This is a genomic window from Pseudomonas sp. LBUM1652 (assembly GCF_059716105.1).
Genome location: NZ_CP166804.1, coordinates 711,294 through 730,778, shown reverse-complemented (window position 1 = coordinate 730,778; position 19,485 = coordinate 711,294). Strand labels below are relative to the sequence as shown.

14 protein-coding genes are annotated in these 19,485 nt (G+C 60.7%); 9 read left to right on the top strand and 5 right to left on the bottom strand.

Annotated features, from left to right (window positions below; all coding sequences use genetic code 11):
- Positions 1-68: 68 nt before the first annotated feature.
- The 5 genes from ACA069_RS03210 to cobG all read right to left on the bottom strand — a co-directional run bounded on the left by ACA069_RS03210 (position 69) and on the right by cobG (position 11,797).
- On the bottom strand, positions 69-6,989 hold the full coding sequence (locus ACA069_RS03210; protein ID WP_497616290.1) for a TcdA/TcdB pore-forming domain-containing protein: 6,921 nt from the start codon (positions 6,987-6,989) through the stop codon (positions 69-71).
- Positions 6,990-7,460: 471 nt separating this feature from the next.
- On the bottom strand, positions 7,461-9,149 hold the full coding sequence (gene cobJ, locus ACA069_RS03205; RefSeq protein ID WP_497616288.1) for a precorrin-3B C(17)-methyltransferase: 1,689 nt from the start codon (positions 9,147-9,149) through the stop codon (positions 7,461-7,463).
- On the bottom strand, positions 9,149-9,883 hold the full coding sequence (locus ACA069_RS03200) for a precorrin-2 C(20)-methyltransferase (protein ID WP_370872600.1): 735 nt from the start codon (positions 9,881-9,883) through the stop codon (positions 9,149-9,151). Before ACA069_RS03200 ends, cobJ begins: the two co-directional genes overlap by 1 nt.
- On the bottom strand, positions 9,880-10,506 hold the full coding sequence (locus ACA069_RS03195; RefSeq protein ID WP_007914573.1) for a precorrin-8X methylmutase: 627 nt from the start codon (positions 10,504-10,506) through the stop codon (positions 9,880-9,882). The genes ACA069_RS03200 and ACA069_RS03195 overlap by 4 nt, the downstream gene beginning before the upstream one ends.
- Positions 10,499-11,797 carry a precorrin-3B synthase gene (gene cobG / locus ACA069_RS03190; protein ID WP_497616286.1) on the bottom strand — a complete coding sequence of 433 codons (1,299 nt, stop codon included), beginning with the start codon at positions 11,795-11,797 and terminating at the stop codon, positions 10,499-10,501. The genes ACA069_RS03195 and cobG overlap by 8 nt, the downstream gene beginning before the upstream one ends.
- 132 nt (positions 11,798-11,929) lie before the next feature.
- On the opposite strand from cobG, the gene cbiE reads away from it, so the two are divergent.
- The 9 genes from cbiE (at position 11,930) to ACA069_RS03145 (ending at position 19,427) form a co-directional block, all read left to right on the top strand.
- Positions 11,930-13,141 (top strand): precorrin-6y C5,15-methyltransferase (decarboxylating) subunit CbiE, encoded by a 1,212-nt coding sequence (gene cbiE / locus ACA069_RS03185; RefSeq protein ID WP_497616285.1) that lies wholly within the window; start codon positions 11,930-11,932, stop codon positions 13,139-13,141.
- Positions 13,134-14,231, top strand: a complete 1,098-nt coding sequence (locus ACA069_RS03180; protein WP_497616283.1) for a cobalt-precorrin-5B (C(1))-methyltransferase — start codon at positions 13,134-13,136, stop codon at positions 14,229-14,231. The genes cbiE and ACA069_RS03180 overlap by 8 nt, the downstream gene beginning before the upstream one ends.
- Complete coding sequence (locus tag ACA069_RS03175) at positions 14,228-14,956, top strand: cobalt-precorrin-6A reductase (RefSeq protein ID WP_497616282.1); 729 nt, start codon at positions 14,228-14,230, stop codon at positions 14,954-14,956. Before ACA069_RS03180 ends, ACA069_RS03175 begins: the two co-directional genes overlap by 4 nt.
- 192 nt (positions 14,957-15,148) lie before the next feature.
- Positions 15,149-15,451, top strand: coding sequence for a type II toxin-antitoxin system RelE/ParE family toxin (locus ACA069_RS03170; RefSeq protein ID WP_401265984.1), 303 nt, complete (start codon positions 15,149-15,151; stop codon positions 15,449-15,451).
- Positions 15,452-15,454: 3 nt separating this feature from the next.
- The gene (locus tag ACA069_RS03165; RefSeq protein ID WP_401265982.1) at positions 15,455-15,745 is read left to right on the top strand and encodes an addiction module antidote protein; all 291 of its coding nucleotides are present in this window, start codon (positions 15,455-15,457) and stop codon (positions 15,743-15,745) included.
- 97 nt (positions 15,746-15,842) lie between these two features.
- Positions 15,843-16,241 (top strand): DUF2946 domain-containing protein, encoded by a 399-nt coding sequence (locus ACA069_RS03160; protein WP_497616281.1) that lies wholly within the window; start codon positions 15,843-15,845, stop codon positions 16,239-16,241.
- Between the two features lie 48 nt (positions 16,242-16,289).
- Positions 16,290-16,769: a copper chaperone PCu(A)C gene (locus tag ACA069_RS03155; RefSeq protein WP_489880662.1), complete on the top strand. Its 480-nt coding sequence runs from the start codon at positions 16,290-16,292 to the stop codon at positions 16,767-16,769.
- Between the two features lie 21 nt (positions 16,770-16,790).
- Positions 16,791-17,222 (top strand): DUF2946 domain-containing protein, encoded by a 432-nt coding sequence (locus ACA069_RS03150; protein WP_497616280.1) that lies wholly within the window; start codon positions 16,791-16,793, stop codon positions 17,220-17,222.
- Positions 17,223-17,306: 84 nt separating this feature from the next.
- On the top strand, positions 17,307-19,427 hold the full coding sequence (locus ACA069_RS03145; RefSeq protein ID WP_497616279.1) for a TonB-dependent copper receptor: 2,121 nt from the start codon (positions 17,307-17,309) through the stop codon (positions 19,425-19,427).
- The last annotated feature ends 58 nt before the right edge of the window (positions 19,428-19,485 follow it).

The window sequence follows — 19,485 nt, the reverse complement described above, 5'->3', positions numbered from 1 at the left end:
CCAATTAAAAATAAAAAGGGCCGCGAATATATATTCGCGGCCCTGAACTTTCAGTTTGACCTGATATTTCAATGTAACTGTTTTATCAGTGTTTCCACTGAGGCATGTCCTTCATCGCCTCGCGCTGCTGACAATGCGTTGAGCCACTCCCCGGTTCCCCGCAGGTATTGCTTTGCGCGAATCTTGATGCCGATCTGCATCGCTACGCCCTGCTCTTCACCTTGCGTCACGACATCCCGCACGATCAGGCTGTGAGCGTTGTCCGAGTCAGTGAACACCAATTGCCCGTCGACCAACGACACCAACAGGCGTTCATTGGCGTCCATGTCCAGCATCAGCGTGCAGGTGCTGGTGGTTTCTGCTCCCAACGGGCGCCGGGGATTGACCACAATGCAATCCAGCCGTTGCCAGGCTTGCTCCGACACTTGATAACTCAACGCCTGCGCCCCAAACCCCAGGATCAACTTGTCGACCCCGTCAGGCAACATGTCCAGAACATCAGTGACCTCACCGCTCATCTCAAGCGACAGTACTTCACCCTCGCGCCGGGCGTATTGGCCAGGCACCCAAACGGCATGTTCCGACTCTCGACTGGAGTTCAGGCTATCCAGCGGATCGAAGAGCATCGCTATCGACTGGTTTCGCGTGCCAAGAAACACCGCCCACTGGCCATCAGCCCGACCGGAAATATCGAACAGTTGGTCCAGTTCCGGCACAAAGTACGTGTAGCGATCCGAAGAGTTTTCGACGTGCAGAAACGGTGCATGGGACTGTCCTTTGAGCAACGCCTTCAAGCGGGCCTGCAATTGCTGCGGAGTCTGTCCGGCAATAGACACCCATTGTTTTTCGACGCCGACGATACGTGCCGGGTGCTGATCCAGCAGTTCCAGGTTGACGCCTTCGCGGGTACGCCCGAGCAAGCCCTGCCCCTGCACCAGCACCTCGGCAAATGACCATGGGTCCCAGACTTTTTTCGCCATCGGCAACTGCTCGGGGTCCAGCAGCCGGGTGCCCGTGGCAAATGCCCCGCGTAATGCCTCGATCGACACCAGCGCTTGGCGATAGAGTTGCCCGGCCGAGACATCCAGTAGCCAGGCCGCTTGTTTGTCCGGGGTCAGCCCAAGCAACGCCAGCTCTTTGCCGCCAGCGACATCGGCCAGCAGCACCTGCTCCTCGATACACCACACCGCGAGCAACGCGCTGCCGGAAACACTGCCCAAACCGATGATCGGGAAAGGCGCCGCTCGATAGGTGGCGGCCAGCGCAGGTAATGCGCTTAGCCAATCCGGGTGACTTTGCAGCCAACGCTGACCAAGGCCGACAAACTTCAACGTCCCCAATGGGTCGATCTCGAACAAACGACCATCGTTCTTGGTGGCAATGTAACGTTCGCCTGCTTGGGTAACCTCGCTGACGCCCCTTTCGATCACTTCATTTCTATACTCGGCCCCTGCTGTTCGAGGTTCGATACCACGGCTGATTTCCCCGTTTTCTTTACTGTAAAAGAGCATCGCGAAGTCCTGGGGTTGATGCGGCATCAGCATCACCATGTCCGGCTGACTGCCAAGCCCCGCGCGGAAATAGCGGCCGCTGCTCAGGCCAAGCCAGGCCTGATCACGCAGCCCTTCGAGAACGTAGGCACGCGCATGCACAAATCTGGCGAGCCCCCCGGTGCTGATCGCCCCCCCCATGCCAGGCGTTGCATCCTTGAAAGGGCGCGACGTGGCAAAGTGACGTATCAAGGAGGACCAGTAAACCGCACCGGGCTTGTGGACGTAGTCGTGCTGCCGGGATGAGGTCTTGATACCCGTCAACTCGATTGCCCAACCCGTTATCCGATACTCCAGGGTCGTTTCGACCTCGCTCTGTTCCAGCATTCGTTGCGATATCCGCAGAGTGCTGTGCGCATCCTGAACACAGCCAATGATCTTTGCACCGCTCGCCGGGTTCATCAGTCGATAGCGGTGGATGACCGTGCCGGTCACCGCATCGACGCGCCAGACCGTTGCATGATCCGGATGGTAGAACCATGCGTGCTGCGCGTTGGCGCCTGCCAGAACGACACCCTCATTGACGGTTTCAGGCAAGTTGCGGGCGTAGAGCAAGCGGTCACGCGCTACCTCATAGAACGCGGTGGTGACGACCGGTTGATTGGCAGAGGTGTAAGGCACCGTGTACTTGTAAAGCGGCACGTATGCCGATACCAAACGCTTTTCCCTGGCCCGTTTACGCATGTGCGAGAGCACCTGCGCTACGGTGCTCTTGGCATCGAGCGAGACAGACAGCAGAAGCAATCTTTTTTCCTGCCAGTCCACCTGGAATAGCTCACCCTTGGCCAGTTCGATCATTCCTTCGAAGGCATTGAGCACAATGCCGTCGACGATCAGGTTCGCGCCGTCGAAAGTGACGCGTTCAAGGGCAGCCCAAGGTGCGTGAATCACCCATTTCGCGTAGCTGACATCATCGAGCGTCACCGCTTTAACCCCGGGCGTGAGCCAGAGCTGATAAAGCCCTGACTGAGCGGTAATCGCATAAGAGATCAGTTTTTTCCATTCCGGCGGCAGCTCCGGAATCAGTAACTGACGCACATGCTCATCCAGCCGCACCTCGATATGGGTCGGCTTATAGATCGGATGCAACTTGTACAGAATGTGCGGGAACGGTGTATTGACGGTGAAATAGAACCGCTGGTTACCTAGCTCGTCATACTCCAGCTTCTCCACGACGCTGTTACGCAAGTCGGGATACCAGGTTTCGATCCGGTCGTCGAACAGACTCGCCAGCGCCAGGCCGGGGAAAAAACCAGAGAATACCGATGTGGGAACCTCACTCGATGCCCGACTCTCGTGCCGTTCTCCCGACATGGACTGATAGATATATCCTGGCGTTCCCAGTTGGTATTCGTAACCGTAATAGCAGACAGGCGTACAGGGCAGCACCACAGTCTGGATATCGTCGGGGACAACCCGGATCAGGCCAATCTTGCCGGGAAGCTTCAACGCCTCACGGATATCGATTGCCCGGTGAATTTGCATGGGATCGTCGTTGTATTTCGGCAACTCCAAACCACCGCGAACCATGGGATAGAACTTCTGACTGTCAAAGCTCACCTGATTCTTTTGCAGATCCAGCAACGTGATGACGGCCTCGGGTTCGAATCGCAACACCCCGTCCTTGCGGGAGTAACCGGCGGTCCCGTAGGCGTTTTTAACCTTGCGCAAATGTGCGCCCACGCCTTTGGCCTTGTCGCTGATCTGCCCCAGATTACTGGCGATGGCCGTCACGCCAATGCCGACGCCAAGCAACGGCACCGACAGAATCGCCGCAGCGGCGCCCACCGTTCCGCCAACAGCCAGCGCCACGATGTCGAGCCCCAGCGCCGCCACATTGAAGGTCAATTGAGTGGCAAGCCGCGAGCGCTGCTCCTGGTTTTCCGCCACCGTCAGGCCATAAATATCGAAGCCGATATTGATGACTGAAAAGCCGATCCCGCCCACGATCGAAGCCTTGCCCAGCAGCCGTGCCGACAGCGATGACTGGCGCAGGGCCAGCGCTTGCTCACTGGCCGCCACCTGCCGAACCAGGTTGATCAACTGCACAGAATCACTCAACACGCCAAAACCCAACTGGGCATAGCTGACATAGACCTGCACCTGAAGTGCGATCGACAACGCCGGTACCTGACCTTCCCCGGCCTGATATTCGCGATTGCGCATTTCGGTGATCAGGGTCTGGATCGCAAAGGCAAAACTCAATCGACTGCCGCCGTCGGCTTCACCCAAAGCGGTTGGTTTGCCTGCCAGCGTCTTCACCAGACGCTGAATATGCTGTTTGACCTTGCTGAACCGCACATCATGGGTGGTCACCACTCGGGTGTTCTGCGGATTGTGCGCATCCACCAGCGTCACGCTGTAACCCGCGCCGGGCTTTTGTTCAAGCGTATCCAACAGCGGCAAATATTCACCGCCCAGCGAGTGCTCGGTTCGCAGATTGCTGCTGGCCTGATCGAATTCCTGCGCCCAGTAACGGGCGTCCAGTTGCGCCAGACTGGCCCCCATCCGCGCGTTTTCGTTCAGCGAGCGCCGGCGCCCCACCGCTTGTTTTTCCCAGACCGAAGCCGTTTTGGGCTCGACTATTGGCCCACTCTGCAAAAAACTGTCGAGCCGCGTATTCGACGCAAGCATTTTGCCGGCGAGCTCTGTGGTGTTCAGTTCAATGACGTTGAACTGCGCTGCCTCTCCATCCGCGAGACCGTAAAGTCTGGCCATCGCGCCGTTATCGCCGGCGAGGTAGCGCTGCATGCCTTGCTTGAGCTGTTCAACCCGTGAAAATCCGTAGATCGCGAAGTTAGGCTCATAAAAACGGTAGACCGTCTGACTGCCCATGAGCATTTTTGCCACCAGCATCGCGTGATTGCCGGTATCGAGCAGCATGACGCTTGGAGCCGTTTTCGCCTCCAGCGTTTGTGCGATGCTTTCCAGGCTGTGAGTGCCTTGTGGCTTGCCGACATCGTTCAACGGCAGCGCTTGCAATTCGTCCAGCGCCGACAGCAACGCCCGCGAGTCGGCGTCTTCGGGGGTCAGGCTGGCATTGGCCACTCGACCGATCAGCGCGCGTTCGGCCGAGTCGCCCTGGGTCAGTGCCGCCGCCATCAACAGTGCCAGCGGATAGCACCGACGGCCGGGATCGCCCGGCGTGCGCATCAGCAGATCCTGCGGCATTTGCCTGGCGGAAATGGCCCCGGCCATGAACAGTTCGGCACGAATCTGCGCACCGCGCCTGAGGATCTGCGTGTGATATTCACGTTGTGCGGTGCTGTTGATTTGCCCGATGCGCTCACCCCACTGGTGCAACGTCAAGGGATCTGTCAGAGCCAGTACCTTGAGTTCGCGCGCTGTGTGCGTGCCAGGCTGACGAGCGTTCGCAAGACCCACTTCAAACGCCGGGGACGCGTGTTGGCGCAAGGCTTTTTCGAGCGCGTTGTAACGGGCGAACAGGCCACCTTCGGCGGTTTGCGTTGCCAGGTCCATGGCCTGCTGCCACGCACCGGCAAAACCGCTGGTGTCCAGACGCATAGCGCCAAACATCCCGCCCAGCACCACGCGCAACAACGGGCTGAGTTGCTCGACCGTCAGCGACCCGTGTGCAACCCGGGTAAACAGTTCGTTCAAGTGGCTGGTGGATTCGGCACCGTGAGACGGCGGCAGCTCGCTGACGGGTTGAGCGAGAATTTGCTGGCGGACGTCGAAACCGATGGCCACTGGTTTATCGAACGTGATGTCGCCACTCAACTTGTCCCTCATTGCACGAATGAACGGATCGCCCAGCGTCTCCATCAGTTGTTGCAGGACGGAGGTCAACAGCACCGGCCTGCCTTCGATGAGCGGCCAGCCTTGTTTGAAGGTCAGTGTCTGCCCTTTGAGCAGGTCATTCAGATCGCCGGCATAACGTGATTTGAGCTTGCCGGTTTGCCATTTCTCCTGTTCTTTGACCAGCCATTTCTCGGGATCATCGTTGACGGTCCAGCCGGAGATCATTTCCTCTTCGGTATTGACGTTGTAGCCTTCAGCCAGCCGCAGTCGTTCCTGGATAGCGACCTGAGAGTCCGCGTGCAGATGCGTTTCAATGTATTGCTTGATGCCAGTGATGGCGGCACCGGGACCGGTCAGGGCGATAGTGCCGCGAGCTTCGATTCGAATACCGTCCTGGTAGTAACCGAAAATGGCCTGCCCCAAATTACCCAAAAAATCCTTAACGGATTGATTGAGCCCCCCTTCTGCTCTTTTTTCATTCAGTACGTTTTCAATGACATCCAGCAACCTGTCGCTTTGCGCCCAACTGACACCTGCCTCGGCAGCCCTTCGTTCAATCGCCTGCAGAGCGTCATAGTTGAAGCGAATCAACTGCATGATTGCCAGGGTCATACCGCTTTGAGCGTGAGCCACAAAATGAGCATTCATTTCCCGGTCGAACTGAGTCCCCATACGAAATCCATTCTTGGGCACTGGGGCATCGCGCGGCGCAACGAATATTTCATGGACATCGGGTTGGCTGCGCGCGAAAGCGAGCAAGGCTTCCTTAACGCGAGCCGGAACCTCGTCGGTTCTATCCACGTAGCGTTGACGGTCCCGACCGGGCATCAACGCCTCGTTATGATTGAGCAAAAGTTGCAACACGCCCAACCGCTGTTCATCACTGAAGCCGCTTATATCCACGCCCCCCAACTTATCGGCCAGCGGCGGCAAGTAATCCATATCGCTGTAACGACCACCCTCCAGATACTCGGCCTGCAACCGCACCACATCACTGGCCGCCGCAAAGTTACCGCGCATACCGACTTCTCGCTGATAGACGTCCTGTAAAAAGTGACCAGCGAACTCATGTTTGACATCCCGCAACTGCAGATCCTGCCCGGCCATCGCCTGATGCGTGTCCAGACAGCGTTGTCGGAAAGCCTCTAGCGTCGCGCGATCCTTGCCGTAAGCACGAACCATCAGCTCGATACGCGCCTCGTCCGTGCGACCCGCCCACTGCGGCTGGTTGAGATAGTCGAACATCTGATTTTTCAAAACCCGGGCACGGTCTTCAATCATTTGCGACAACTGCCGGGACTGCGTGACGTCACTCCCGCCGGACTCCATTGCATGCACCCTGGCACTGTCGAGAATCACGCGGTTCATCTCAAAAGCCAGTAACGCATCACTGTCGTACCAAAGGTTGAACTTGTAGTCCTGCGGTTTCAAAACCTCGCGCCAGATGTTCATGTAATCGCGCTGGATGTTGCCAACCTCGCTACCGCCTACCCAGACGAAATGCATGATTTTGGGCACGGGCGCAGCAGCGCCCGAGAGCAGGGTTACCGTATCGGACAGCGTCGTCACATACTGTTCTAGTCCGTCGTAGATCTGGTCGATTGCTGAAGGAACCGGTGTAACCTTTTGGCGCAGCAAGGACGCGAGTGTTTCCTGAAACAGTTTTGCCGACAGCATTTTCTCCGCCACATCGACTGCTTTACTTACCCCCTGATAGTGCCTGGCAAGTGCCGCGTACTCGGCAGAACCGGAGAACTCACTCAACACCGTTTGTAGAGTTGAATATTCTTGCGACGAAATAAAGGCAGACCGCCCTTGGTGACTTTCCGAAGTACCCATTACATCCCCATCCTTGAGTTGATAAAGCATTAGAAGGACAAAACTATTGGGCAAAGACGAATGAATCAAACGCGAAAAAATTCAAACAATGTCAGGAGAAACATCGAACAACATTCAACTGTTAAGCAGCGATCCATCGGGGATAAACACCGCCGCCCAGTATTGTCTGCTGAAAAGCAAACAAGGCCACGAACCCAATGGTTCGCAGCCTTGTTTATATTCCGGGAAGTTGTACCCGACGGAGTTAACTTAAGCTCACAAATGCGCGAAGTTACTTACAACTTCTCATGAGCCCTGAAAGAAACACCGTCAGGCATCCGGCTTCTCGCCGTACCAGCGCGGCGTGTAAACCCACTCGCCCCCCGTAGCGCGAGGAAAAGTGCACGTGGTGGACGAGCCGATCAGCACCATTGTGCGCATATCGACCTGATCCGCGGCCAGCGCGCCCAGCGTCGTGGTGCGCAGGGTCTGGCCCGGCCGGCCGATATCGCGGCCCAACACCACAGGCGTCTCGGGGGTGCGATGCTGCGCGACGATCTCCAGCGCACGCCCCAGTTGCCACGGACGGGCGCGGGAGATCGGGTTGTAGAACGCCAGCGCCAGATCCGCTTCGGCCGCCAGATCCAGACGCTTCTCGATGATCGACCACGGTTTGAGGTTGTCCGACAGCGACATCACGCAGAAGTCGTGCCCCAGCGGCGCCCCAGCCTGAGCGGCGGTGGCGAGCGAGGCCGACACACCCGGAAGGATTTCCAGATCGACGCTGTGCCAGGCCGGATCGGTCGATTCGTGCAACGCTTCGAGCACCGCCGCCGCCATGGCGAACACACCCGGATCGCCAGAAGACACCACGATCACCGAACGACCCGCAGCCGCCAGTCTGAAGGCGTGGCGGGCGCGCTGCATTTCTTCGCGGTTGTCGGTGCAATGCTGGATTTGATCGTCGCGGAACGGGCCGGCCATGCGCACGTAGGTTTCGTAGCCGAGCACGTCGGTGGCGCGGGCCAGTTCGGCTTTCACCGCCGGCACCATCAGTTCGGCAGCGCCGGGGCCGAGACCGATTACCGCCAGGCGCCCGCGTGGGCGACCGATTTGCGCGACATCCAGCGGCTGCTCGGAAACAGCCAAAGTGATGCCGTGTGCTGAGCCGATAATCGACACATCCGGCAGCGCATGAAGGTCGCTCGTTGCAGCGATAAACCGCAGCGGCACGCCCAACTCCAGCGCCGCTTCACGCAGATTCGCCGCGGCCATTTCAGTGTCGATCGCCACCAGACAGGCCAGCGATTGCACCGCCACTTTTGCCTCGTGCAACGCGCTACGCAGGGTGTTCGGCAGATCCGGCACTTCAGCGCTGACCATCGCCGCGACACTGCGCGGGTAAATCAGCAATTCATTAGCGTTCGCTTCGCGTTCGACACTGCCGATATGGATCGAACGCTGCGCCTGCGGATCTTCCGGCAGCTGTGCCTGCGCCAGCCACGGCGCCGCACCTTCGATGCGTACGGGGTGCCCGGCCAGCAGGTCGGAGACAAACCGCTTGCCCAGTTCCAGATCCGCGAGCGCGTAGCCACTCGGAGGATTGAGCAGACAGGTGCCAAAGCGCAGCTCGCCGCTGGTGGTGATCGCCGCCGCGACTTGCAGCCCGGCCGCGATTTCCCGCGCCATGACATTCACCCCGCCGAGGCCACCGAGCAGCGGCACCACAGCGCTGCCATCTTCAGCGACGGCGAGTACCGCAGGCTCGACGCCCTTCTCCAATAACAGCGGCGCCAGGGTGCGGATGACAATGCCGGCCGCGCACAGCGCGATGATCGGTGTGTCCTGCTGATACAACGCGCGCAGGGTCGCGCCGAATTCCTGATAGGTGCAGTCGGCGCCTTCGACCCGACCGGCGAGGCCGTGGATCTGCGCCGCCGGATACACCTGCTGAATGCGCCGCGCGGTGGCCAGGCTGCCCTGACCGAGAATGACAATGGCGGGAGTGGATGGAGTCATCAGCCTTGCCACCGTTCGCCGGGCACGATAATCAGCGAGAAGTACGGCGACGACATCGGCTCGACCTGATCCATCGGCACGATCTTCTGATTGGCCATAGTCGCGCGCTCGACGTACAGCGCCCGTTCGGCGAGGCCGAGTTCTTCCAGCACCTGACGCACTTTGGGGAAATTGCGCCCCAGCTTCATGATCACTGCCGCATCGGCATCGGCCAAACGTCGCTTGAGTTCCTCGTGGGGCAAGACGCCGGAAAGCACCGACAGGCTCTGATTGCGGTACACCAAAGGCGCACCCAGCACCGAAGCGCCGCCCAGCATCGAACACACGCCCGGCACCACTTGCGCTTCGTAGCGGGTGGCCAGGCGATCATGCAGATACATATAAGAACCGTAGAAGAACGGATCGCCTTCGCAGATCACCGCGACATCACGACCGGCATCCAGATGCGCGGCCACCGTCTCGGCGGCTTCATCGTAGAAATCGCTGATGACTTGTTCATAAGAAAGAGGTGCCGGCAACGCTTCAGTGGTCACCGGGTACACCAGCGGCAGCAGATTCTGCGCCTCCTGCAGGTGCGCTTCGATGATGCCGAAGGCGTTGCCTTTTTTACCCTTGGCGACGAAGTACGCGACCACTGGCGATTCACGCAGCAGGCGCAGGGCCTTGACGGTAATCAGCTCCGGATCTCCGGGACCCACGCCCAGGCCAATCAAACGACCTTTTGCCTGCATCATTCGATCTCCGTGGCGAGGGCGTTGACTGCCGCAGCGGCCATGGCGCTGCCGCCGAGGCGGCCCTGCATGATCACGAACGGCACGCCACGGCTGTCGGCCGCCAGCGCCGCTTTGGATTCTGCGGCACCGACGAAGCCCACCGGGAAGCCGAGGATCAGCGCCGGTTTCGGTGCGCCGGCGTCGAGCATTTCCAGCAGATAGAACAGCGCGGTCGGCGCGTTGCCGATCACCACCACGCTACCTTCCAGATGCGGGCGCCACAGTTCCAGCGCGGCGGCGGAACGGGTGTTGCCCAACTCACGGGCCAGCTCCGGCACGCTCTCGTCGCGCAGGGTGCAGATCACTTCGTTGTTCGCCGGCAGGCGCGCACGGGTCACGCCTTCGGAAACCATCCGCGCATCGCAGAGGATCGGCGCACCGGCGGCCAGCGCATCGCGCCCGGCCTTGCCCGCACCTTCAGAGAATTGCAGACCGTCGACGGCCTCGACCATGCCGCAAGCGTGGATCACTCGCACCGCGAGTTTTTCCAGATCGGCCGGGATGCGCGCCAGATTGGCCTCGCTGCGAATGATCGCGAAGGAGTTGCGATAGATCTCCTGACCGTCGCGGATGTAATCAAGCATCAAGGGGGCTCCGGGAGCGGGCGGCGAGCAAGGTCGCGGCCGCTTCAATAGTAAGGTTGCGTGCGTGCAGCGCGCCGAAACCCGGCTGTGCTGCATCGCGAAAATAGAGGTCGTAATGCCCGCCACTGACGGCCAGCAAAGTCGCCGGGGCACAGTGGGCCGCGGCGCATGAACGCGGGCAGCCGGACAGATGCACGCTTTGCGCACGGGGCAACAGCGTTGCGAGAAGACGGGCATCATGCTTGGTGTCAGCCAGGCCTTTGCCACAGCCGCTGGAACCGGTGCAGGCGATGATTTTCGACAATGGTTCACAAGCGTCGGTCAGCAGGTTCAGTTGCTTGAGCCCTGCGAGCACTTGCGCGGCATCGCTCGCGCTCACGTTGGGCAGCAGCAGACTTTGCCACGGCGTGAGACGCAGGCTGCCATCGCCGAACCGGCGGGCCAGTTGCGCGGCGCCGCGCAGCATGTCCGGATTGAGGCGACCGAGTGGCGGCACCGCGCCGATGTAGACGAATTTGGCTGTGTTCTGCACATGTGCGCCGATGTGCAGATCGTCCGCCGCTGACATGCGTTGCCAAGCGCTGATCGCCTTGATCGGCAAGCGTGTCCTGAGCTGTTCAAGCAACGCCAGCATCGGCAGTTCGTCGAGCAGATGGCGCATCCGCGTCTGCTCGGGTCGAGCCAGTTCGAGGAACAACTCCAATACCGCGACCACCAGCGCATGGCCGCTTTCCAGGGCCACGGCGCCAACCGCGCGATCCGTCGGGCAACCCGCGAGACCGAATGCCAGCAGCGTTTCACCGTCGCGCTCGAACGCGGATAACCACAAGTCATGCGGATGTTCGAGCATCGCCAGCGCTTCACCGCCATCCAGTTGCACGGCGAACTTGGCGCTCAATTCGTGGAAACGTGGATGGCTTTGCAGGGTGTCGAGGATCTGTTCGGCGAGCGCGCGAGTGTCTAAGCGCATTTGCCGGTCGATCCCGGCGGCCGGGCTGAGCATCAGGTTGCGCACATCGTCGCCCGCCGCCGTTCGCGGGCCGAGGCCAGCGGACAGCAGACTGTCGATCAGTGCAGCGGATTGCTGAGCGATGCCACGAATCTGCAGGTTGGCGCGGTTGGTCGCCTCAATCACACCGCCGGCGAACTGTTCGGCGGCATTGGCCACCGCGTCAGCCTGATCGGCGCTGATCGAGCCGCCGTTGAGTTTGATCCGGCAGATGCCGCCGTCCAATGCCTGGACGATACGCAGCAACCCCGGGCAGGCCGAGGGGCGTATGGCGGTGGACATCGGGCGTTCGTTCAAGGGGCTGACCGGCTGCGTGGGAAAGGCGCTTCGCGGGCGAAGGCGCGGTATTATGCCTGCTTTGTCCGGTGGCATGAAAAGTCTGCCCGTCGGATCGGCCTGTTTAGAGGAATATAGATGTCACCCTGGCTGACGGTAGTGGGAATCGGTGAAGACGGCTTCAAGGGCCTGGGCAAAAACGCCCGGCGCGCCCTGATGGGCGCCTCGCGGATCGTCGGCGGCCAGCGGCAACTGGATTTGCTGCCGGTGTGCATTCGTGGCGAGCGTGAGTTGTGGCCGAGCCCGTTTTCCCTTGCGCCAGTGCTGCAACAACGCGACGCAGCAGTGTGCGTGCTGGCCAGCGGTGATCCGATGTTCTACGGCGTCGGCGCCAGCCTCGCGCGGCAGCTGCCGGCAGACGAGATGCTGATCCTGCCCGCGCCGTCCTCCTGCGCGCTGGCGGCCGCCCGTCTCGGCTGGCCGTTGCAGGAAGTAGTGACACTGTCGCTAGTGGCCCGGCCGCTGGCAGCCCTCAATGCGCAGCTGTTCAGTGGCGTGCGCCTGCTGCTGTTGAGCAATGACGGACAAAGTCCGGCGGCAGTCGCGCAATTGCTGCGCGAGCGCGGCTTTGGTTCGAGCCGGATGAGCGTTCTGGAACATTTGGGCGGCGACGCCGAGCGACGTGTCGACGCCACGGCCAATGAATGGAACGACGCGCCGATTGCCGACCTCAACGTGGTCGCAATCGAATGCCTGGCCGATGCCAATGCTCCACGTTTGTCACGCCTCGCGGGCCTTCCCGACTCGGCTTTCCAACATGACGGCCAACTGACCAAACGCGATGTGCGCGCCATCACTCTCGCGCGCCTCGCCCCGACACCTGGCGAACTGCTGTGGGACGTCGGCGCTGGTAGCGGCTCGATCGGCATCGAATGGATGCGCGCGCATCCGAGTTGCCGCGCATTGGCCGTCGAAGCCGATGACGGCCGCCAACAATTGATCGAGCACAACCGCGATGCGCTGGGCGTGCCCGGGCTGCAATTGATCCGTGGGCGCGCGCCGCAGGCACTTGCAGGCCTGGAGCGCCCGGACGCGATTTTCATCGGCGGCGGTGTGACCCGCGAGGGCGTCTTCGAGACCTGCTGGGAGCAACTCAAACCCGGCGGCCGACTGGTCGCCAACGCCGTAACTCTGCAAAGCGAAATCACCCTGATGAACTGGCGGGAGCGCTACGGCGGCGAACTGACGCGCATCCATATCGCCCAGGCGCAACCGCTGGGCGAGTTCGACACCTGGCGTCAGGCGTTGCCAATCACCCTGCTCGATCTGGTCAAACCTCTTGATGCGTGACGAAACCGCCGAACAACCCGCGCCCCTGCGCAGCGGCCTGACCACCGGCAGCTGCGCCACCGCCACCAGCCTCGCCGCTGCTCGCCTGTTGCTCGGCGGCATCTCGGCCGACGCGGTGCAGATCGTCTTGCCCAAGGGCAAACAGGTGCAGATGCGTCTGGAGTTCTGCCGGTTGACCGACGACGGCGCTGAAGCAGGAACGATCAAGGACGCCGGCGACGACCCGGACGTGACCCACGGCGCACTGCTGTATTCGCGGGTGCGATTGATGGCCGAGCCGGGCGTTCGTTTCAATGCCGGCGCAGGCGTTGGCACCGTGACCCGACCCGGACTGGTGCTGGGCGTCGGCGAACCGGCGATCAACCCGGTGCCACGCAAGATGATCAGCGATCACCTGAGCCTGCTCGCCGCTGAAACCGGTTATGCCGGTGGCTTCGACGTCACGGTCAACGTCGAGGGCGGCGAAGCCCTGGCACTGAAAACCATGAACCCGCGCCTGGGCATTCTCGGCGGCCTGTCGATCCTCGGCACCAGCGGCATCGTCCGGCCGTTTTCCTGCGCGGCCTACATCGCCTCGATTCATCAGGGCATCGACGTTGCCAAGACCAACGGCTACCTGCACATAGCAGCCTGCACCGGCAACGCCAGCGAAGACACCATGCGCCGGGTTTACGACCTGCCGGAAATCGCCTTGATCGAAATGGGTGACTTCGTCGGCGCGGTGCTCAAGCATCTGCGCAAAGTGCCTGTGGATAAACTCAGTTTGTGTGGCGGTTTCGGCAAGATCAGTAAACTGGCGGCCGGGCACATGGATCTGCACTCGCGCCATTCCAGCATCGACTTGCCGCAACTGGCGCAATGGGCGGCGGCGATTGGCGCGGATGAGATTTTGCAGTTGGGCATCCGAGCGGCGAACACCAGTCAGCAAGCGCTGGCCATGGCCAGTGCGGCGGGGATCGCATTGGGGGATGAGGTCTGTCGCCACGCGCTGGAATTCGCCCGCAGCGTGGTGCCGGCACAGGTGCAGGTCGAAGTGTTTGCGATTGATCGTCAGGGCGGCATTGTCGGCCATGCCGGAGGTTTTGCATGAAGCGGATTTTGCTGCTGGGCGGCGTGACTGAAGCGCTGGCCATCGCCCGTAAGCTGGGGCCTGAGCACATTTACAGTCTGGCCGGGGTGGGTCGGGTGCCAACGGATCTGACTTGTCAGGTGCGCGTCGGTGGTTACGGTGGCGCCGAAGGTCTGGCGCAATTCATCCGTGACGAAGGCATCGACCTGCTGTTCGACGCTACCCATCCCTACGCCGCGCAAATCAGCCACAACGCCGCCAACGCCGCGCAACTGGCCGGCATTCCCTGCTGGGCCTTGCGCCGCCCTGCGTGGCAGCCTCTACCGGGTGATGACTGGCGCGAAGTCAGCGACTGGGCTGAGTTGATGACGGCCCTCAAACCGTTCCACCGCCCCTTGTTCACCTTGGGCCGCGAACCGCTGCAACACCTCGACGAAATCCCTGCGGATCAATTTTGGACGCTGCGCGCCCTCGACGTTTATCCCGGCAACGAACGTTGCGAAGTCATCGCCGCTCGCGGGCCGTTCCTGCTGGAAGATGAACGCGCGTTGTTCGAGCGGCGGCAGATCGATGTGCTGATCAGCAAGAACAGCGGCAGCACCGCGACCGAACCGAAGCTGGAAGTGGCGCGCGAGCGTGGGGTGCCAGTGATGGTGTTGAAGCGGCCGGGATTGCCTGGGGTTGATCGGGAGTTTGGATCGGTGTCTGAAGTCCTTGATGCCTTCTCTGCGTCAGACGTTTCCTGATTTCAAATTTACCCGCGAATTAGCCGGCAGATTTTTAAGAAGCGGCCGACTGTTCCCCACTACAGCTTCACTCCACTATTCCGCTTCCTTTAATCCAAACAGGCAGACAGTTCGGCAGTTTCCGGGAAGCATCAACTGCCTCCGGGGAAATTCTGTCTTGCCAGCCTGTATCCCAAGGAATACGATCCGGACATGATCGACTTTGAACGATCCCGCACATTTGCCGAGTGGCTCGATATCCTGAGAGACACCATCGGTAAAGCGCGAATCATCGCCAGGCTTCGAGCGGCCGAGCATGGCAACTTTGGTGATTGCGAGTTCGTAGGCGACTCCGTTTATGAAATGCGGGTTCATTACGGCCCCGGCTACAGGATTTACTTCACACGGCGAGATGAAGTGATTTATCTGCTGCTAATCGGGGGAGACAAGTCGACGCAAAAACGAGATATCAAACGTGCCATAAAGATGGCGCAACGTATCGGTAATGAGGAGTAAGTCATGACCGAAAAATTCACCCGTTTCGATGCTGCCGAGTTTCTGAAAACACCCGAGGAAATGGCGGCTTACCTGGACGCATGCTTTGACGAAGATGCCGGGGATGGAGTCCTGATCCGTGCCGCACTCAATGACATTGCCCGAGCCCAAGGCATGACCCAAGTGGCTCGTGATGCCGGCCTGGGCCGGGAAAGCCTTTATAAAGCTCTAAGCAGCACTGGCAATCCTGAATTCGCAACTATTATGAAAGTCATGAAAGCACTGGGTCTGAAGTTACATGCCGTGGCAATTTGATTGATCTGCGACACCAAACCGCACGACGCTTTTTTACTTATCGGCCCTGATCAGGCTAAATAGCTGCGCCTGATCGCCCACCCAACGGATCTGTCCCATGAACCGACACCGGCTCGCATTTGCCTGGATCGCCTGCTTTGCAGTGCTGTTCAACATGCTCGCCATGCCGATGACGGGAGCGATGGCGCAAGCGGCCAATTCACCGGCCGAGCAATTGCTGTGGAGCAGTTTCTGCACCGGCAGCGGGACGAAGATGGTGGCGATCAACATCGGCACCACGGAGCAGAAAGCCCCGTCCAACGACAACCACTCCAACATGCAGCATTGCTGGTGCTGCTCGGGTTCAGCGCCTTTGGTGGCGCTGCCGGGGCATACGCCGCAGCTGTATTTCGCCCGTTTTGAGAGCAATCGCAGCGTGGCGCCCGCCTCATTGCAAACACCTACACCGCGCCAGCAATGGCCGAGCCTCAATCCCCGCGCTTCCCCTCTGGTTTGATTTGTTCGCGCAATTGACCTGCGTTTCAAATCGTTCTGGAGAACTGCCATGTTGAACAAACTCTTCGTCATCGCTGCGCTGTTGCTGCCTGCGTGCTTCGCCCATGCCCACGAATACAAGGCCGGCGAGCTGGAAATCGCTCACCCGTGGTCGCAGGAACTGCCACCGAATGCGCCGACCGTTGCCGCTTACTTCATCATTCACAACGCCGGCAAAAACGCCGACCGCTTGCTCAGCGTCGACTCGCCAATCGCCCCCGAGGCGCAATTGCACGAGCATGTAATGCAGGGCGATCTGATGAAGATGCAGCAAGTGCCGAGCGTGGAAATCCCGGCGGGCGGCAATGTCACTTTCGCGCCGATGGCCTATCACGTGATGCTGCTCAACCCGACGGATCGCAGCCTGCTCAGCGACGGCAAAAGCTTCCCGCTGACGATGCATTTCGAGAAGGCCGGTGACGTCACCGTCGAAGTGGCCGTGCAGAAGAAGCCGCCGGAAACCACACAAGCCCACGCGCACGCTCAGTAAGCCTTTCGGCTGACCGCAATCATGCGCCCGTCCAGCGCCAGGTCTATCCGCAGCAACCGTGAGCACGGTAGCTGGATCGCCCTGTTCGCCATGTTGATGATCTTCATCGGCCCACTGATTTCTCAGTCGATGCCGATGGATCAACACGCCTCGACGTCCATGCCGATGAGCATGGACATGTCGATGGACATGCCCGGTATGGATCACACCGCGCATGACGCCAAACCCTCCGTCGAACACTGCCCGCCGCAATCCTCGCACCACGCGCTGTGGGAAAAGTGCGGCTACTGCAGCCTGCTGTTCAATTGCCCGGCACTGACCGGCGGCGGCACGTTCGCCGCATTCAGCATCGCCCACGCCAACACCTTCACCTCGCCTTTCCCGCGCCTGGGCCATGCCCGGCAAACCTTCTTCCCCGGCGCCCGCACGCGCGCCCCGCCCATCGCAGCGTAATCACCCACCGCTGATTACACACGGTTGAGAAGACAGCTTCAGGCTGCCGGCCGTGTCGTTTACGACTGTTTGATGGAAATTGTCATGTCCAGGTTTTCTGCTGTTCCACGTCTGGGTTCTACCCGGGCGACCTTCGCTTTGAACGAATCGCGCATTCGTTTCAGGCACGCTATCGCCGTCCTTTGCGGCGTCCTGCTGTCCCCGCTGGTGCTGGCCGATGACCACGCCGCACACGCGGATGAACTGAGTCCGACGGTGATCACCGCCATCGCGCCGAGTTCGCCGCTGACCATCGTCACCAACCCCAAAGACCCGCGCCAACCGGTGCCAGCCAGTGATGGCGGCGATTATCTGAAGACCATTCCGGGGTTCGCGCTGGTGCGCAATGGCGGCACCAATGGCGATCCGGTGCTGCGCGGCATGTTCGGTTCGCGGCTGAATATCCTCACCAACGGCAGCATGATGCTCGGCGCGTGCCCCGGTCGAATGGACGCGCCGACCTCGTACATCTCGCCGGAAACCTACGACAAACTCACCGTAATCAAAGGCCCGCAAACCGTGCTTTATGGCCCCGGCGCATCGGCCGGCACGATTCTGTTCGACCGTGAGCCGGAGAGTTTCGGTGAACTCGGCACGCGGGTGAACGCGAGCATTCTGGCCGCCTCCCACGGCCGCTTCGACAAAGTCGTCGACGCCGCAGCTGGCGGGCCATTGGGCTACGTGCGAGTGATCGGCAACACCGCGCACTCCGACGATTATCGCGACGGCAATAACGACATCGTCGCCTCGCGCTACGACAAGTGGAACGGCGACGTGGCGCTCGGCTGGACCCCGGACGCCGACACCCTGATCGAGTTGACAGCCGGCAAGGGCGACGGCGAAGCCCGCTACGCCGGACGTGGCATGGACGGCTCGCAGTTCCTGCGCGAAAGCCTCGGTCTGCGTTTCGAAAAGTCCAACATCACTGACGTGCTGGAGAAACTGGAGGCGCAGGTCTACTACAACTACGCCGACCACGTCATGGACAACTACACCCTGCGCACGCCGTCCGGCACCGGGATGATGGCCGGGCCCATGGTGTCAAACGTCGACCGCCGCACTCTCGGCGCGCGGATAAAAGCCACCTGGCGCTGGGCCGACATCCAGTTGATCACCGGCCTCGACGCGCAGACCAACGAGCATCGCCAGCGCAAAGCGATGGGCATCGACACCTACAAGAACGTGCCGCGCAACAAAGACGCGGACTTCCATAACTACGGCGTGTTCAGCGAGATGACTTGGTACGCCGCCGACCGTGATCGGCTCATCACCGGCGCCCGAATCGACCGCGCTTCAGCCAAGGATTACCGGCAGACCACCGGTTCGGGAATGATGTCCCGGCCGAACGCGACCGCCGACGACACTCGCGCTGACACATTGCCCAGCGGCTTCGTGCGTTATGAGCATGACCTGTCCAACAGCCCGACCACGCTCTACGCCGGCCTCGGTCACGCGCAGCGCTTCCCGGATTACTGGGAGCTGTTTTCGCCCAAGTCGGGACCTGCCGGTTCGGTCAATGCATTCGATTCGATCAAACCGGAAAAGACCACTCAGCTCGACTTCGGCGTGAACTACAAAAGCGCCGACCTTGAGGCCTGGGCCTCGGGCTACATCGGCGTGGTGCGCGATTACATCCTGTTCGATTACACCCCCGCGATGATGGGCATGAGCACTTCGCGCGCCGAAAACATCGACGCGCGAATCATGGGCGGTGAACTCGGTGCCGCTTACAACCTCACCGACCACTGGAAAGCCGACGCAACCCTGGCCTACGCCTGGGGCAAGAACAGCAGCGACGGTAAAGCGCTGCCGCAGATGCCGCCGCTGGATGCACGTTTCGGCCTGACCTACAGCGAAGACAACTGGAGTGCCGGCGCACTGTGGAGGGTGGTGGCCAGGCAAAACCGTATCGATCAGAACAAGGGCAACGTGGTCGGCAAGGATTACGACAAGAGTTCGGGCTTCGGCGTGTTCTCGCTCAACGGTGCCTACCGGATCAACAAGCACTGGAAGGTCAGCAGCGGCGTCGACAACCTGTTCGGCAAGGCTTACGCCGAACACCTGAACCTGGCGGGCAACGCCGGTTTCGGCTACCCGGCCAATGACCCGCAAGCCATCAATGAACCGGGGCGCACGCTCTGGACCAAGGTGGATATGAGTTTCTAACAGCATCGCCGGCAGGCTGGCTCCCACTGTAGGAGCGAGCCTGCTCGCGATCGGTTGC

What these genes read in the sequence shown, in the direction of transcription:
- cobJ (WP_497616288.1), bottom strand. Translation starts at nt 9,149, where the DNA reads ATGACTCCATCCACTCCCGCCATTGTCATTCTCGGTCAGGGCAGCCTG.
- ACA069_RS03210 (WP_497616290.1), bottom strand. Translation starts at nt 6,989, where the DNA reads ATGCTGTCGGCAAAACTGTTTCAGGAAACACTCGCGTCCTTGCTGCGC.
- ACA069_RS03165 (WP_401265982.1), top strand. Translation starts at nt 15,455, where the DNA reads ATGACCGAAAAATTCACCCGTTTCGATGCTGCCGAGTTTCTGAAAACA.
- ACA069_RS03195 (WP_007914573.1), bottom strand. Translation starts at nt 10,506, where the DNA reads ATGCTTGATTACATCCGCGACGGTCAGGAGATCTATCGCAACTCCTTC.
- ACA069_RS03180 (WP_497616283.1), top strand. Translation starts at nt 13,134, where the DNA reads ATGCGTGACGAAACCGCCGAACAACCCGCGCCCCTGCGCAGCGGCCTG.
- ACA069_RS03150 (WP_497616280.1), top strand. Translation starts at nt 16,791, where the DNA reads ATGCGCCCGTCCAGCGCCAGGTCTATCCGCAGCAACCGTGAGCACGGT.
- ACA069_RS03170 (WP_401265984.1), top strand. Translation starts at nt 15,149, where the DNA reads ATGATCGACTTTGAACGATCCCGCACATTTGCCGAGTGGCTCGATATC.
- cbiE (WP_497616285.1), top strand. Translation starts at nt 11,930, where the DNA reads ATGTCACCCTGGCTGACGGTAGTGGGAATCGGTGAAGACGGCTTCAAG.
- cobG (WP_497616286.1), bottom strand. Translation starts at nt 11,797, where the DNA reads ATGTCCACCGCCATACGCCCCTCGGCCTGCCCGGGGTTGCTGCGTATC.
- ACA069_RS03160 (WP_497616281.1), top strand. Translation starts at nt 15,843, where the DNA reads ATGAACCGACACCGGCTCGCATTTGCCTGGATCGCCTGCTTTGCAGTG.
- ACA069_RS03200 (WP_370872600.1), bottom strand. Translation starts at nt 9,883, where the DNA reads ATGATGCAGGCAAAAGGTCGTTTGATTGGCCTGGGCGTGGGTCCCGGA.
- ACA069_RS03145 (WP_497616279.1), top strand. Translation starts at nt 17,307, where the DNA reads ATGTCCAGGTTTTCTGCTGTTCCACGTCTGGGTTCTACCCGGGCGACC.
- ACA069_RS03155 (WP_489880662.1), top strand. Translation starts at nt 16,290, where the DNA reads ATGTTGAACAAACTCTTCGTCATCGCTGCGCTGTTGCTGCCTGCGTGC.
- ACA069_RS03175 (WP_497616282.1), top strand. Translation starts at nt 14,228, where the DNA reads ATGAAGCGGATTTTGCTGCTGGGCGGCGTGACTGAAGCGCTGGCCATC.